Source organism: Neptuniibacter sp. SY11_33 (assembly GCF_047778025.1).
Classification (GTDB): domain Bacteria; phylum Pseudomonadota; class Gammaproteobacteria; order Pseudomonadales; family Balneatricaceae; genus Neptuniibacter.
In genome coordinates, this window is record NZ_CP180543.1 from 162,112 (window position 1) to 178,046 (window position 15,935).

Annotated in this window: 13 protein-coding genes and 2 tRNA genes; 1 reads left to right on the top strand and 14 read right to left on the bottom strand. The window is 45.5% G+C overall.

Going from position 1 to position 15,935, the window contains the following annotated elements:
* Positions 1-32 precede the first annotated feature (32 nt).
* From ACMXYV_RS00725 to yghU, 7 genes are all read right to left on the bottom strand, one after another.
* Positions 33-653 (bottom strand): hypothetical protein, encoded by a 621-nt coding sequence (locus ACMXYV_RS00725; protein WP_415889874.1) that lies wholly within the window; start codon positions 651-653, stop codon positions 33-35.
* Complete coding sequence (locus tag ACMXYV_RS00730; RefSeq protein ID WP_415889875.1) at positions 616-1,278, bottom strand: SCO family protein; 663 nt, start codon at positions 1,276-1,278, stop codon at positions 616-618. The genes ACMXYV_RS00725 and ACMXYV_RS00730 overlap by 38 nt, the downstream gene beginning before the upstream one ends.
* Before the next feature lies 1 nt (position 1,279).
* On the bottom strand, positions 1,280-2,734 hold the full coding sequence (locus ACMXYV_RS00735) for a cbb3-type cytochrome c oxidase subunit I (protein WP_415889876.1): 1,455 nt from the start codon (positions 2,732-2,734) through the stop codon (positions 1,280-1,282).
* Positions 2,735-2,744: 10 nt separating this feature from the next.
* Positions 2,745-3,263, bottom strand: a complete 519-nt coding sequence (locus ACMXYV_RS00740; RefSeq protein WP_415889877.1) for a hypothetical protein — start codon at positions 3,261-3,263, stop codon at positions 2,745-2,747.
* Between the two features lie 13 nt (positions 3,264-3,276).
* A complete protein-coding gene (locus ACMXYV_RS00745; RefSeq protein WP_415889878.1) occupies positions 3,277-3,567 on the bottom strand; it encodes a c-type cytochrome in 291 nt (96 codons plus the stop codon).
* Positions 3,568-3,908: 341 nt separating this feature from the next.
* Positions 3,909-4,577: a glutathione S-transferase family protein gene (locus ACMXYV_RS00750; protein WP_415889879.1), complete on the bottom strand. Its 669-nt coding sequence runs from the start codon at positions 4,575-4,577 to the stop codon at positions 3,909-3,911.
* Between the two features lie 54 nt (positions 4,578-4,631).
* A complete protein-coding gene (gene yghU, locus ACMXYV_RS00755) occupies positions 4,632-5,489 on the bottom strand; it encodes a glutathione-dependent disulfide-bond oxidoreductase (RefSeq protein WP_415889880.1) in 858 nt (285 codons plus the stop codon).
* A 127-nt stretch (positions 5,490-5,616) separates the two neighbouring features.
* Between yghU and ACMXYV_RS00760 the strand changes: the two genes are divergently transcribed.
* Positions 5,617-6,198, top strand: coding sequence for a TetR/AcrR family transcriptional regulator (locus tag ACMXYV_RS00760; RefSeq protein WP_415889881.1), 582 nt, complete (start codon positions 5,617-5,619; stop codon positions 6,196-6,198).
* Positions 6,199-6,255: 57 nt separating this feature from the next.
* Here ACMXYV_RS00760 and ACMXYV_RS00765 read toward each other — a convergent pair whose 3' ends face one another.
* The 7 genes from ACMXYV_RS00765 to ACMXYV_RS00795 form a co-directional block, all read right to left on the bottom strand.
* Positions 6,256-8,115 (bottom strand): methyl-accepting chemotaxis protein, encoded by a 1,860-nt coding sequence (locus ACMXYV_RS00765; RefSeq protein WP_415889882.1) that lies wholly within the window; start codon positions 8,113-8,115, stop codon positions 6,256-6,258.
* A gap of 688 nt (positions 8,116-8,803) precedes the next feature.
* Entirely contained in the window at positions 8,804-11,767 is a 2,964-nt protein-coding gene (locus ACMXYV_RS00770; protein ID WP_415889883.1) for a transporter substrate-binding domain-containing protein, read from the bottom strand.
* 361 nt (positions 11,768-12,128) lie between these two features.
* Positions 12,129-12,204 (bottom strand) — tRNA-Phe (locus ACMXYV_RS00775).
* 65 nt (positions 12,205-12,269) lie between these two features.
* Positions 12,270-12,345: transfer RNA gene (locus tag ACMXYV_RS00780), tRNA-Phe, on the bottom strand.
* A 63-nt stretch (positions 12,346-12,408) separates the two neighbouring features.
* Positions 12,409-12,681, bottom strand: a complete 273-nt coding sequence (locus ACMXYV_RS00785) for an oxidative damage protection protein (RefSeq protein WP_415889884.1) — start codon at positions 12,679-12,681, stop codon at positions 12,409-12,411.
* A 17-nt stretch (positions 12,682-12,698) separates the two neighbouring features.
* The gene (gene mutY / locus ACMXYV_RS00790) at positions 12,699-13,748 is read right to left on the bottom strand and encodes an A/G-specific adenine glycosylase (RefSeq protein ID WP_415889885.1); all 1,050 of its coding nucleotides are present in this window, start codon (positions 13,746-13,748) and stop codon (positions 12,699-12,701) included.
* Positions 13,749-13,754: 6 nt separating this feature from the next.
* Positions 13,755-15,923: an AsmA family protein gene (locus ACMXYV_RS00795; protein ID WP_415889886.1), complete on the bottom strand. Its 2,169-nt coding sequence runs from the start codon at positions 15,921-15,923 to the stop codon at positions 13,755-13,757.
* Positions 15,924-15,935 lie beyond the last annotated feature (12 nt).

Sequence of the window (15,935 nt, forward strand, 5' to 3'; positions counted from 1 at the left end):
GCTGTTTAGCTTGATTGCTGAATTTAGTTATTTCACTTACATACATGCAGGTAGCCTTTAACTTCAGGGGACGATGGCGGATCTGTATTGTCTTGGGCTTGGTTATTGCCAAATAACACCTTGGCGACCCATAAAGCGCCGATCACGATCGATAGCGTCAGTAGGATATGCCCCACTAGCTGCTGCTCACCCAATAGATAGTTATTACACAAGCGATCTGGCGATACTTTGAACAGGTAGCCAAATCGTCCAAGCATTGCCCATAGTTCGAGTAGAAAAACGCCTTTTACGAGTGGATGAATACAATGTCGTGTTAGCGACCATGTACAGCCAAGGAGTAACATCGACGTTACCTTTGCAAAGTCGTAAATATTGGATTCCAGAGCCGCATCTAAGGCGCTAGGTAACATCCAGAACAGCCCAACTACGGTAATAACGACAACACCAGTGATTCCTTGCCAGTTGTATTGATTCGCAGAGATTTGCCACTTTTTTGGCAGCATCTCACCCGCAAACCAACCAAACAGAACCAATACAGGCAATTGAAACAGTAGATGCAGAACCATCTGCTCTTCGAGTAGCTCACTCAGAGGGCCGACCGTAAGCAAAAGTAGATTAATCAGCAGTAATAGCCACTTCATTGCCTGCTGCATGGGTGCCTCCTACCGAATGGGTCAGATTCTGACGAATACTCGTAAGTAACTCAGTGCCATGGTTGTAATCGACAATTTTCATCAGTTGGCCCTCTGGGGATATAAGGTGGAGAGCAGAGTTATGGATATAACCCCCCTCACCATCATTAATAGCAATGACGCCAAATGTCTCTTTTAGGTGCTTCAACTGCGCTGGGTCTTCAACGCGTGCTGCTTTCCAAGACGCAGTATCTGCTTTAAAGCGATTAAGGTATTCAGCCAGCTGCTCAGGCCCATCATTTTCAGGGTCGAAACTGATGGTGAGCAATTGCAGCTGGCTATCACTGATAAGATCTGCAGCTTGACGTTGCAAGCGAGCAAACTCGACACCTAGTCCTAGGCAGACTGTTTCACAACGGGTGTAAACAAAATCAGCAATGACGTACTGACCTTGAAACGCTTCCCAAGATACAAGCTCTCCCGCTTGGTTCTGGAAAGTCACCTGTGGTGACGGTATAGGGTTGCGCTCTACTTCTACTCGACGTTTGGTTTCAGCTGTATAAGCTTCAAAACCAAGCGTCTGGTAGTAGAAAACTCCTCCCGCGAGCGCTAATACAATTGCGCTACTTATCAGTGATTTGAACATCTTAAATCTTTGCCTTTGGTAAACGTGCTAGGTTTTGTAGGGTAAAGATCAGGAATCCGATCAGAACCATACTGCCTGCAATCGCACCCAGCTGAGATAGGTATTGCCATTCCGGCAAGTGAACCGCCCAACGTCTAGGCACGCTATCTGCGCCGCTTGCTAGGAAGGTTAGGATCAAGCCCATAGCGCCAACAAAGTAGGTAGCAAACGCGAGCTTGCCGATAGCACCTGCTTTAGATGGTTGGCTATTAGCAGCTAGGTAGCTGCAGAAACCAATGATCATCGGCAGTAAGCCAAGCACTAAGTAGAAGTGGAAGTGCCCAGGAACCCACATTGTGTTATGCATGACTTTGTTCACTGTCACAGTGGCGTCGATGATTGCCGGAATAACCCCGCCAGCCCAACCGAACATGGAAAGCAGTAGCATAGAACTACATAGATCCCACTTGATGCCAGAACGATAAACGATCATCAGCGCGCCGTACGCTGTTACTGCGAGCACGGGAATACCACTGCAGTAAGACAAAATCTGACCGATAACCAGCAGCCAAGGTGGCATTACAAAGTCCATCAACAAGTGGTGTGGATACACCGCCATTACCATCAGTGATGCAGCAGCCCAAGCGTAGTAGAACGGTTTCGAAACCTTCCATGGGCGACCTGTATATTTCGGTAGTAGTTCATAAACAGCGGTGACTGCAGAGTAGATCGTCGCGTTAATGAATACATGGCCGAAGAAGTAGATCAGATTTTTGATTAACAGCGGGTCAAGTTCGTAGTCTGGTTGGTATAGATTGAATAAGCACAGCACCAGTACAACAGCACCTGCAGCAATACCAATAAAGTTAACGATCAAGACCATGGTTGCAGCAACGACTGTCGTAGGGTGATCTGGATCGACCGGCTTCATGCCGAATACAACCGGTAAACCCAGTGCATTACCTAGATTTCCGTACTTCTTAATCAGCTTGATGCCAATATCTAAGTAAAGAATCAGGAAGCCGGTACCAATCAACAACAGTCCGAGCATAAATACGGCGGCAGATTCTACCGACCAAACGCCCATCGATTTTGCAGGAAGTGGGTAGAGGAAGGTCCACGCGCCCGCAAACTTACCAACAAAAATTGAGCCCAAGATCAGCACAACACCAATGAGGAAAATAATGAAATTAACCCACAAAACTTTGCTGCTTAAGTTGATGTATTTACGCAGGAAGTACCACAGTACAGCCGTTCCTCCTAAGCCAGCTGTGCCTACCATGCCAGCACCGTGTACTGTCATGATCTGGTAGAAAAGGTCAGCGCCAATTTCGATGAACGTACCTTGCGCTGCTCGCATCGTAACGCCGGCTAGCATCATCAAACTGAAGACCAGCATGCTTGTTATTAAGTAGGCTTTGATGCCCAGTGAAGCAAGCTTATTCTCTTGTTCACTGTAGTTAATTTGTTCAGTCATCTACGCCTCCTTATTTGACTGTTAGTTGTGCTGTCATGGCATGGTGAGCCAGACCACAGTATTCAAGGCATAGCACCTTGTAGGTGCCAGGCTTGTCGAAGGTATACACCAGTCGGTTGGTGTATTTCGGCATCGCTTGGGTTTGGGTAAGAAGCGTGCCACTCTCGTCATAGATACCAAATCCATGGGTGGAATCTGCTGACGTCACGCGAAACTCAATGGTTTCACCAACGTCATACTCTGTATCGTCAATGGTCCAATACCACTGCTGGCCAACCACATTTACTGGGCTTGCGCCGTCAGTTGCTGAAAACTGTGGAGGCAGCGGGTATGGCAGTAGAGTCGTCGCAGTAACTCCAACACCAAACACCACAAGAAATAGAAACCACTTGGCTCTGATGGAGTACCAATTACGCTGAACCTCAGCGTAATCGCACTCTTCGGTAGATCGGGAAATGACATAACCAAACACTGGGGCGAGTACCGCCAGGCAGAGTAAGGTTAAGATCCATACACTTTGCGCTAACATAAATTACTCGCTATTAGTTGCCTTTAACCATGAAATCAACAACCCGCTTAATCTGCTCATCGCTGCAGTCAAAGCAGGCTCCTTTAGGTGGCATAGCTTTTCTTCCTTTCAGAGCGCTGGTGTACATTCCTTCAATACCACGCTCGGCCAAACGGGCGGTCCATGCGCCGCGATCACTCATTTTGGGTGCACCGGCTACGCCATTGTCATGACATGCCATGCACTTTTGTTGGTAGGTTGTTTGGCTATCGGCATACACGGCTTCCCCCAGAAGCAGCGGTAATACCAATAGCGGTAGTTTCATTTTTAGTTTCATTGTTCTTACTCTCACCTGTAATCGAAACCTTCCTAAGTCTTTATGCTTTCCCTAGAGCATCAATGATGCTGTGTAACGCACATTAAGATGTATAAAAAATACATTTTAATATTCGAAAAAAACGCCGATTCCTTTTGAGCACGGCGTTAAACCTATAACAATATAAATGTATTTTTAATACATTATTAAAAACTCAGCATCTATGTCAAGTATTTTGGCTGAGCTCTTTGCTGGTGAAAAGGGGGAAGGGGTAAGCGAAATGGTGTGAATTCTGCGAGTTTAGGCTCCTTGGCTCATGTAGAAATTGAGCCAAGGAGAATTAATCGGACTTAGTAATTCTGTGGGAACAAAGCGCGTTTCGCTTCTTCGTCCATTTCTGATTTAAATTGGATATCACTGCTGATGCTTCTGGCTTTTGCGACTGCTGGGCGGGCATCTACCGTTTTAAACCAGCGTGATAGGTTAGGGAATTTATCTAGCTCGTTCTCGCCTAAAACTGGTAGCACACGGTCAATCCAGCCCCAAGCGGCAATATCTGCAATGGTGTATGTCTCACCCGTGATATACGTGTTGTTAGCCAATTGATCATCCAGTACTTGATAGTGGCGTTTAGCTTCATGGCGATATCGATTGATCGCGTAAGGGAGGTTCTCAGGTGCACCTCGCTGGAAATGCACTGCCTGACCCGAATAAGGCCCAAGGCCTGATGCAATAAACATCAACCATGAGAGTAACTTAGCCTTATCTTCGGCATCCCCTAGAAAGAGATTATGTTTTTCTGCAAGGTAGAGAAGGATTGCGGTGGAATCAAAGACCTTTGTGCCTTCATCATCGATGGCAGGTACTTTTTTATTCGGATTGATTGCCGCGTATTCCGGACTGTGTTGTTCCCCTTTTAAAGTATCCACAGGGACCAATTCATACTCTAGCCCCGTTTCTTCAAGAAAAAGAGCGACCTTCATCGGGTTAGGGGTTGGGTGAAAATAGAATTTAAGCATAAGTGTTTTTAACCTGTTGAGTTAACGTAAATTGAGATGGCTTTTAGTAATTGTTCAGGGTTGTATTTTTAGAACTTGATCTATATCTGCAGCTTGATGCCTATCGCGTAGCTGTTCCCAGGCTTCGCCCCAAGTGCGATTTACGATCCGGCCGCGCTGTACCGCTGGTCTTTGCGCGATCTGCTCTGCCCAGCGTTGAAGGTTGGTGTAGCTGTCGACATCTAGAAAGGTGGCGGCACTGTATTGGTTTCCGCGGACGAGCTCGCCGTACCAAGGCCAAATAGCAATATCTGCGATGGAGTAGTTTTCGCCTGCGATATAGGGATGGCTCGCCAGTTGTTTATCCAGCAGGTCTAATTGACGTTTTACCTCCATAGTAAAGCGGTCTATGGGGTACTCGAACTTTTCCGGGGCATACGCGTAAAAGTGTCCAAACCCGCCACCTAGATAGGGTGCAGAACCCTGTAGCCAAAACAGCCAATTCAGTTGTTCTGTCTGTTCGCTAGGGTCTTCTGATAGGAAGTGACCAAACTTCTTGGCGAGATAAAGCAAGATAGCGCCCGACTCAAATACGCGTGCTGGCGTCGAGTCTGAGTTATCAACAAGGGCTGGAATCTTAGAATTGGGATTGATATCCACAAAGCCTGATGAGAACTGATCGCCTTCACCTATCTGAATCATATGGGCATCGTATTCTGCCTGTTCAACGCCTGCTGCGAGTAGCTCTTCAAGCATGATGGTGACTTTCTGGCCGTTGGGTGTGCCCATCGAATACAGTTGAAGTGGGTGTTTACCTTTCGGCAGCTTAGCTTGATGAGTCGCACCCGATACTGGGCGGTTGATACTTGCCCACGTGCCACCGTTTTCCTCTTCATGCTTCCACACTTTTGGTGGGGTGTATTGTGCGTTCATAAACCTTCGGAACCTTTCAGCAGATGTAATATCAATTTGAACGTTCGTTCATGGTTTTTATCCTAGCTGGACTTGAACGGGTGTTCAAGCTAAAATTTGAACAAATGTTCAATCTGAAGTTTCAATCATGGCTAACACTCTGAAACATGACCGTTCTGAGGTGCTGGATAAGGCAACGAACCTTTTCTGGGAAAAAGGTTTCCACGCTACGTCTATGCGTAATTTGCAGGACCATATTGATATGCGTCCGGGCAGTATCTATGCCGCATTTGGAAGCAAAGAAGGATTGTTTAAAGAGAGTCTAAATCACTATGCAAAAGCCAGCTTAGCGCGATTAACGGAAAGTACTCATACGTCTGAATCCCCGCTTGGAGCTCTCAAAGCATTTATCAAAACCGTAGTTTTGAATTGCAGAGAGGATACGCCTAGTGAGATGTGTATGTTGGTTAAAGCGATTGCTGAACTGACAGAGGAAAACGGAGAATTGTTAGATGAGGCGAAGGGACTGCTGAAGGCGGTGGAGCAGGCGCTAACGCAACTGATAGAGCAAGCTCAAGCGGCAGGCGAGGTCGATTCCTCAAAAGACGCTGCCCGCCTTGCTCGCTATATCCAAATGCAGCTTATAGGTCTGCGCGTATATGCGCGCGTTTCACCTGATGAAGATGAGTTGGTCGCAATGATCGATGATTCCATTGCTTCGATGGTGTAAAGCAATATTGAAACGGGGCGACAGCGATTAGCTGCTCACCCCTTTTTTAGAAATCACCTAGCAGCGGAAAGCCCCACAGGTTCGTTGTATCTCTTGAACTAATCCAGACAATTCATCTTGGCTGCGGTTAAGAACCTGCATGCCATCCACTGTGCGTGTAGCTGCATGGCTTACCTGCTCGATATTACTACCTAGGCGTTCTGCAGAGGATTGTTGTTCCTGCGTTGCACAGGACATTTGTTCGCTCATGGTAGCGATGCTGGTTACTGCATGATCAATCTCTACTAACTTGTGATTGAGTTCTGTAATCTGCTCGACACCTTTAATGGCATTTGTTTGGCTACTGGCCATCTTTTTAACTGCTTCAGCAACACTATCTTGTAGCTTAAGAATAATGCTCTGTATCTCTTGGGTCGAGTTTTGGGTTCGTTTAGCGAGATCCCTTACTTCATCCGCAACTACAGAAAATCCGCGTCCTGTCTCGCCTGCGCGTGCGGCTTCAATCGCGGCATTGAGTGCCAGTAAGTTCGTTTGATCGGCAATATCGCTAATGACTACAAGTACTTTTGATATATCACTGGTTTGTTCACTCAAGCGATTAATCGTGGTTGAGGAGTCTTCTACATCTCTAGCAAACGCTTTAAAGCTCTGTTCGCATTGATTTGTAGTAATCAGACCTGAATTGGCTTGCTCCTGTGCTTCCGACGTCGCATGAGCCGTAGTCGCAGCGCTTTGTGCCACTTCTGATACCGATTGGCGAGTTTGGCAAACTACTGCTGCCATATCTTCAGTGCTGATGTGCTGACTACGGCTATCTGTATCCACCTGAGTAACTACAGAGCTAAGCTGGGACTCAACGTGTTTCAGTTGTTCAACATTGAGTAGAAGCTGGGATACAACACACCGGGTTTTCTCAATGAACTGGTTACAGTTTGTCGCTACGTCACTGATCTCATCATTGCCATCCACGGAGATTTTTTGCTTCAGATTAGCATCCCCTTGACCTAACTTTTTCATGGCAAAGGCGACTAGCGCTATGCGCTTTTGGATACTCATAGCTGTCATGCTTGTGAAGGTAAAACCGATGATGATAATCAACAGGGCCATGACCAGCATTATGTTCTGCTGACTTTGGATATGTTGTTGTACTTCTGGTATTTGGATAGCGGCTAAGTCTGCTAGTTCTTTTTCGAGTTCATGTGCGGTGTTACGCAGATCCTTTCGAATGCCTTTCTGGTGAGATGTGCCTAGCTTCTCAGTCAGTTGAACGTATTGGTTAAAGGTTGCTGAGTACAGTGCTAAGTCTGACTTCAGTTGTGTGAGTTGCGGACCAAAGATATGGCTGTTTTGTTCAAGTTGAACTGTAAGAGAGTGATATCTTGCGTTAAAACTGCTGACATACTTTGCTTCTTTACGCAGCATAAAATCTTTTTCGTGGCGGCGTAAAGACAGCAGTGTATTTTGGAATACTGGCTGACTTTCTAAGGTCGCTGAAACTTTATGTGCGGAGCTTCTAAGCTTGCCTAATGCGCCTTCGTTTTTGCTTAATCCAAGTGCTTTTTGGGTGTTAACAAAGCTCTTAAATTGAGAATCGTATGTCGTAAGTAATTGTTGAAATTTGTCGTGGTTGGCACTGAGTCCTAACGTTTGTTTTAACTCCCCTAACGCATGTGAGCGTTGTTCTAGTGCGGTTACACCTGTCTCAAATCTTTGTACGTATTTAAGATCTTTACGCTCGAAGAAATCCTTTTCGTTACGTCGTAAATTCAGTAAATCCTGTTGTACATAGCTGAGCTCCAGAGTCGAATTTTTCAGTTGGCTAATGTTATTCAAGGAAGAATGGTTACTGCCCATGATTAGCAGCATACCCACGATAAAGAACAGCGAAATTAGTAATAGTTTTCTTTTGATGGTCATATCAACACCTGACATCTTAAGGGTGTATTTCTGGTCGTGATCTAACGACTAGCAGGCAGAAGGACTGCTGTTGCATCTAGATATGCGTTTATAGGATTACCAATAAACAGGTAACCGTTCAGTCCAAGGTATTATCGTAATAGCTCTATCCGATCTTGGAAGGAGCTGAGGATAGTCTCTGAGGAGGGCGGTCTATCCGGACAAATTTTGAGTAACTATAACTTTGAGAAAAGTGTTGAGTGAAAACGGCTATAGGTTGGTAAAGCAGTGTCGAAGTAGGAATGTCATCAAGTTGCAAGTTATCAACATGATTTTCAATTGCCACGTTTAAATGGTGGTTATTATGAAGATTAAGCTGACAGGGATGTGGTTCGGTGTATGTGTTTTCGGATGTTGTGGACGTTTGGCATATACAAAAGGCCGAAAGCACTTCTGTTGATAGCAACAGTAAGCATATCAGTATCAAGAATGGATTATTCTGACTCTTGAGCAATAGAATGACCTTTACCTATTTGAGTATCAAATATTAGAGTTTTCTGTAACAAAACTGTCATATTTGAGTGGTCATACTAGATAAAATTACACTATGGCTCAAGGGATATAGACATCAAAAAAAACAGATCGCTGCATGTTTGCTGTCTATAACTCTTAGGGCTTTTTCTATGATTGTAAATAGGCTTTTGATTATTCAGATATTTTCGACGCTACTGCCATTTACTACTCGGTTGCGCCCCATCTCTTTTGCCTCGTACAACGCAGCATCAGCTAACTGGATTAATTCCCTTGGTGAGTGATCAAGGGCTGCTTCAGCCAAGCCGAAGCTAGCTGTCACTTGATCGACCTCTTCAAACATTTCTGCTGCGATGGCGGTGCGAAGTTTTTCTGCTAAGCGATACGCCATCTGTGCGTTTGTTTCTGGTAAAAGAATCATAAATTCTTCACCACCCCAACGACCTATTTTGTCTGTTTTACGAGTGTTCTCTCGTAGTAATTGAGCGAATTTCTGCAGCACAGCGTCGCCACAAAGGTGGCCGTATTGGTCATTTATCTTTTTAAATAGGTCGACATCCAATAGCAAAATAGACAGCGGGTGCTTGAAGCGCTGAAGTCGGAAAAGCTCTTCTTCCAGTAGTAGTTCAATGTGTAGACGGTTGTTTAAGCCAGTAAGTGAATCGGTTGTCGACAGGATAGATAGCTCAGTATTCTTACTATTGAGCTTTTCATTGAGCTGATTCAATTGCAGTTCAGCTGCCTCACGCAGGTTGATCTCTGATTTCAGCTGTTTATTCAGTCGAGATAGTTTCCAATTCCACAGAGTGATTATTGTGATAATAAACAACGCCGCAAATACGAGTTTCCAGATCAACTCATAATTAGCATCGTGTTCAAATTTAACCGATACCCAGCGTTGGAATACTTTGGAGTGCTCCTCTTCGGTTATGTATTCGGTGGCCTTGTTGAACATGGAAAGAAGCTCAGGGCTGTCGTTACGGATGGCGACAGCTAGTTTCCAGTCCTCATCTAGACGGCCTCCGATTTTTAAATTGAGGAAACGATGTTTACGAATAGCATGGCCCACGGGAGCTATCGCCCCGATCAAACCGAAAATTCTACCTTCCTCTACAATCCGCAGACCGTCAGCGACGCTATCTACTTCAATGACTTTTATCTTAGGGTAATCTTGCTGCAGCTTGTTAAGTAAACCATAGCCTTTAGGCACCCCAATGGTTTTATCTTTGAGTGATTTGAGACCATCAACAAATAGAGAATCTTCTTGTATCGCAATAACTAAGGGTAAGCGCAGATAAGGCTTGGTAAAGTTTAATTGTCGTTTGACTTCAGTCGTTTCGAAAGCTGCTGACATGATGTCACAGCGACGATTTTGCGCATATTCTAGGGATTGGTGGCTACTTTCAGTGGGTAGCATCGTCATGCCGATACCAATACGATCGGCCATCAAATTGAGGTAGTCGGCAACCATCCCTTCATGTCTTCCTCCAGGACCTATTTGCTCTAATGGCATCCAATCCGGGTTGGCACAAAAAGTTATACCGGGCTGCTTTTCTAAATAGGCTTTTTCTGCGGAGGTTAGGCTAAGGCCACTGCCGGGCCTCGCGACATAGTTTTCATTCCCCATCCAGCGTTGAGATATTGCTGCGACTTCATCTCTTGTCAGTGATTCAATCGCACGATCCATAATCCTTTGCAGGATAGGCCAATCTGATCGCACACCTATGCGTAGGTTTGCTAGATCAGGTTTACCGACATCGACCTCTCCTGAAACGGTAAGATCGTTCATCAAGTTTTTAGCGATCAGGTGGTTAAATACTGCAGCTTCGCCTAGTGCTGCATCGGCCTTACCTATAGAGATCGCCTTAAGGCTATCGAGAGCATCGGTTACGAGATGTTGTTTAATTTGCGGGTATTCGCTGGTAAGGATTTCTTCGTAGAAGAAGCCTTTCGGTATGGCCACTGTTTTACCGAAGAGGCTTTCAATTGATTCATGTTTAGCGGATTTCTTACTGACAATAATATTCGGGTTGACTGCATAAGGACGGGTGAATCGGATGTACTTACGACGCTCTGCTGTATTGACGATATTGAGCATCATGTCCAATTTACGTTCTTGGGTCATCGCCAAAAAGTCATTCCAGTTTGGGCCACTGACATACTTGATTCTAAAACCGGTTTTCTTGGCGATTAGGTTCATTACATCAATAGAGAAACCTTTGGGTTTGCCTTGTTCGTTGTAATTGAAAGGGGGCCAGGCCATTTCATTATGTACCCGAAGTACTGGGTGGGCGGCGAGGAATTCTTGCTCCTCTTTATCCAGATGGAGAGTCTGTGTTCTTTGTAATCCGCCTTCTAGCCAACGGCGGTTTAGCCGATCTCTCTCCTCTTTGGTAACGGACTCAATCGCTTTCTGCATAATAGAGCGGAAGATCGGCCAATCATCGCGTACCCCTATGCGTAACAGGTTGGCAAAACGAGGATCATCAATACCCCCGACGACCTTGAGATTACTCATGAGGTGTTTTCGGATTAGGTGGTTTTGGACTGCAATCCCACCCATGGTGGCATCGGCACGACCAAAAGCCACAGCCTTTAAGCTATCTACCTGATCTTTAAGCAGTAATAGCTGAATACCGGGGAAGTGCTTTTCGATGATTTCTTGATAGAAAAAGCCTTTGGGGATGGCAAGCACACGGCCATTTAGATCTCTCAGATCCCGCACGGTGCGATTGTCGTCTCGGACAACAATTCCTGATGGGTTATTTACATAAGGATCGGTAAAGAGAATGTACTTGCTGCGATCTTCTGTCTTGATGATGTTAAGCATCACATCAAGCTCTTTATGATCCAGCATATTGAGGAATTCACCCCAAGTAGGGCCGGTCACATACTCAATTTCGATGCCGAGTTTTTCTGCCAAAAGGTTCATAAATTCAACAGAATAGCCTTTAGGGCGGCCGAATTCGTGGTAGTTAAATGGGCCCCAACTTACCTCATTATGGACGCGAATTTTCTGATGGTTGAGTAACCAAGTTCTCTCTTCTTGCGTTAGCGGAATCTCATTTGCTTGGGCTACAAAACTAGACGCCAATAAAATGAATGAAATGAGAAAAGTGAATAATGATGTCAGCCGTAACACGAAGAGAGTCCCTGAAATTTATATTTTTTTATAGTGGGACTGTATCTATATCATTAAATGAAAGGGTTGGAAATTACGCACTTCCTTAAGTAATCAGGGAGAAAGCACTTAGCTGTCCTGTGACATTAGCCAGAGAGGTTAAAGATATTAATCTTGGGAAGTATTAAAAACGAAGTAGGGAATAGAAACTAAGAAATGGTGCTTAGGGATGGATCAATGCCGCAGGCATTAACACATCGGAGCGCAGCGACGATAGCCCTTAGGGTGAGCGAAGCGAATAATCGAATAGGTTCGATGAAGCCCAAGGATAATCAATCTTGGGAAGTCTAAATATAAAGTAAGGGATTTAAAGCTAGGAAAGTGGTGCCCAGACGCGGAATCGAACCACGGACACGGGGATTTTCAATCCCCTGCTCTACCGACTGAGCTATCTGGGCATATCTGAGCTCTTCCAGAGACAAAAAAAGCCTGTAATTTGAATTAACAAGCCTCTTTAAGGAAGTGGTGCCCAGACGCGGAATCGAACCACGGACACGGGGATTTTCAATCCCCTGCTCTACCGACTGAGCTATCTGGGCAACTCAAGTGGCGCGTATTAAACCGTCTTCACGGAAAACTGTCAACCACTTGTTACAAAAAAACTATTTTGAAGGTGGAACGTAGCCTTCAGCCTTCTCGTAGTCCTCTCCGTCCATGAATTTTTGCATCTCTGTTTGCAGAAATTCACGAGTAGAAGGGTCCATCATACTTAGGTGTTTTTCGTTGATGATCATTGTTTGATGATCAGTCCATTCCTTCCATGCTTTTTTGGATACCGTTTCGTAAATTTCCTGGCCTTTAGCGCCTGGATAAGGAGGGCGATCCAATCCTTCTAGTTCCTCTTTATATTTACGACATAGGACGGTGCGGCTCATGTTTTGCTCCAATCAGTTTATGCGTTGGCGAGTTGTAATAGCAGTTTCTTAACGGGTGCTGCTAGGCCAACATTGTCTGGTTGCTCTATGTTATACCAGAGCAGAGGCTTCCCTTCCATGACACAGTCTGTAGGGGTATTCACTCGGGCCTTCACTGGGGTGATATCCAGATGAAAATGACTAAAGGTGTGACGCAGAGGTTCCATAAGCTGAATACTTTCTTCATCTAGCTCCAAACCGGTTTCGTTATAGGTGTCACGAAGGTCTGCAACTTGAGGCAGGCTCCACAATCCACCCCATAAACCACTCGGCGGCCGCTGATAGAGTAAAACCTCGGATTGATTATCCTGCTGCAAGATCAGCATGTAGGTTTGTTTTACTGGAATCGTCTTTTTTGGTTTAGGTTCAGGGAGTTGATCTGTTTTGCCTAATTCGAATGCTTGGCAGCCTTGCTGCAATGGGCAAAGTAAGCAGGATGGTTTACTGCGAGTGCAGAGGGTTGCACCCAGATCCATCATCGCTTGTGTGTAATCGCCCGTACGTTCTTGCGGTGTATTGTGTTCGGCATATTGCCAAAGCTGCTTTTGATTCGCTGTAGTGCCAGGCCAACCCTCTAGTGCGTAAAAACGTGCTAATACTCGTTTTACATTGCCATCCAGAATCGGAGCCCATTTACCGGTGCTGATTGATAACACTGCACCAGCAGTAGAGCGACCAATGCCGGGTAGCTCTTCCAAGCCTTCAACGGTTTCAGGGAACTGACCTTGATGTTCGCTGCTGACTATCTGTGCGGTTTTGTGAAGATTACGGGCTCGGGCGTAATAACCCAAACCTGTCCATAGATGGAGCACTTCATCCTGCTCTGCAGCAGCGAGCGCCTCTACGGTTGGGAAGCGTTCAATAAAGCGCTGGTAGTAAGGAATAACCGTGGTGACCTGAGTCTGCTGCAGCATGATCTCAGAGATCCAAGTGTTATAAGCGGTCTTTTTTTCTTGCCAAGGTAGGTCGTGACGACCGTGCTGGTCAAACCATCCCAGCACGGCGTTAGCGAATAAATCAGGTGTCATTAGGGGTTAAAATAAACCTTTCAGTTTGTCGCCTAGCTTGTCTTTAATTTTTTCTTCAGCTTTGGCTTTGATTTTCTCTTTTTTCTCTTCAACTTTTTTCTTAACGTCCTGTTTTAGCGCGTCAGTGATAAAGCTGAAATCAGGCTTACATAGCTTGGTTGGTTCTGTGTTAAAGCCACCTTTGCAGTCGATTGGCACTTCTACGCCTTCCAGTTTGTTCGGGAAAGAGCAGGTTTCGTTAAACAGATTTTTCTCGACCATAAAGCCAAGACGGTAGTCCAAAAGCTGTTTTGGTAGGTTCACGGTGCCTTTACCGCTTAGGGTCATTGCATCCAGTGCCGCTTTAAGATCTTGGTTGCTTACCACACCGTTTTTGATACGGGTAGAAGCGCCCATACTGGTAAATGGTGTTGAACGGTCTACTTGCTCAGCTTCGCCGCCCAGCGCACTAACATTGTTTAGGCCTTGGCAAACGGTTTGTGCCATGTCTAAACCTTTTAGCTCGCCATCTTTCATGTTTACTTTCGCAGTACCTGTAACGCTGTTTACAAAATCGTGAACAGAGTTACCGCGAAGCGTTAGATTAGATGTAGAGTTAAATTTACCGGTTAGCTGATCGGCGTTAGCCATATCTTTTAGCAGATCACCCACTTGAATACCTGTGATGGTTTTCTTCGAGGTGATAACCGGTGTGTTCTTACGCACATCAACAGTGACGTTATTACGCACGCTGCCTTTGTATAGATCAGCATCAAGCTTCGTTGCCTTGATCAAGCCGCCATGAGCACTTACTTGTAGTGCTACATTGCTGATATCCATATTGGAAACATGCAGTGATTTCAGGCCTAGCGTTGTGTCTAGCTCTAAACCACGTAGTGTTTCAATTGGCAGAATTGGATCTTTCGAGTAAGGGCCACTCTGACCCTTTTTAGCAGTGCTTGTAGTAGCTGTGTTGGAAGACCCAGCTGCTTTTTTACCTTGAGCTGCAGGTGGCATGTAGCGATCTGCATTGATCTTGTCGCCTTGCAGATTCAGTGTGATGTTGCTGTTTGCTAGGTTGAATGCAGCTGAACCGTTGAAGGTCGTATCATCCAGCTTAACGGTTAGCGCTTTTACGGTGATTGTATTGGCTGGGCCTTCTAATTCTGTAGATAAACTGATCGCTTTTAGAACGTTCGGATCGTTGGTTTTAACTTCAGCCTGACCTACCGCACTTAGCAGTTTATTTAGATCGAAGGCTGCCACATTCAGCTTGCCGCTGATCGCTGGTTCTGCGAAGTTATTCACGGCTAGCGCACCTTCTGCATTTAAGTTCGCAATCGATAGCTTTAGGTTGTTCAAGCTTAGCTGTTGTTTAAGTAGGTCTGCTTCAATATCGGCAGCAGTCTTCAGCGCTAGTGATTTACCGCCTAGTGGCTTACCACTCAGGTTTAGCTCGCTAGTTAAGCCTTTAAGTTTGTACTGTTGCTGTTTCAGATCCAGATAAAACTCAGCAGCCAGCTTCGCTGCGGCTTTAATCTGCTCTTCACCTTTAACTGTTTGTGAAGCGTTAAAACTCAGTTCCGCAGGGAAGAAAGCGTTAGTCACCACCTGACCTGAGGACATGTTGAACTCAGTTAGCTTAGCGACCATATCGGCAGCTTTATCTTGATAGATGATGTTGCCGTTGCTGATCTGGATGCTGTCGATGTTGATTGCGATAGGCGCAGACGTGCTTTTCGTCGACTCTTCTGCTGGAGCTGCTGCTGTTGTCGCATCCTTTTGAGTATCAGTAGGTGCCGCCGCTTCTACTACGGCCCAGTTGTTGCTGCCATCTTTTTCTTGGACAAGGTTTAGCTCTAAACCATCAACAACCACGCTTTGCATCTCAACATTGCCAGATAAGAGCGCCGGCAGACGTACAGAGATCTGTGCTTGGTTTAGTTTGGCTAAATCCTGCTTGTCAGGGAACTTGGCATCAATCTTATTAACTTCAAGTCCTAACCATGGGAAAACTGACCAGCCGATATCGCCGTTAATTTTCAGTTCGATACCAGCATTATCAAGTGCTGCTTGCTCTATTTCGGGTTTGTATTCGTTGGGATCAAAGAATGCACCCAGAATGGCACCACCGGCGACGATCACCACAACAACCAGTGCGGCTAGACCAGCGATTACTTTCAGCAGACCTTTCATTGTTCTCTCCTT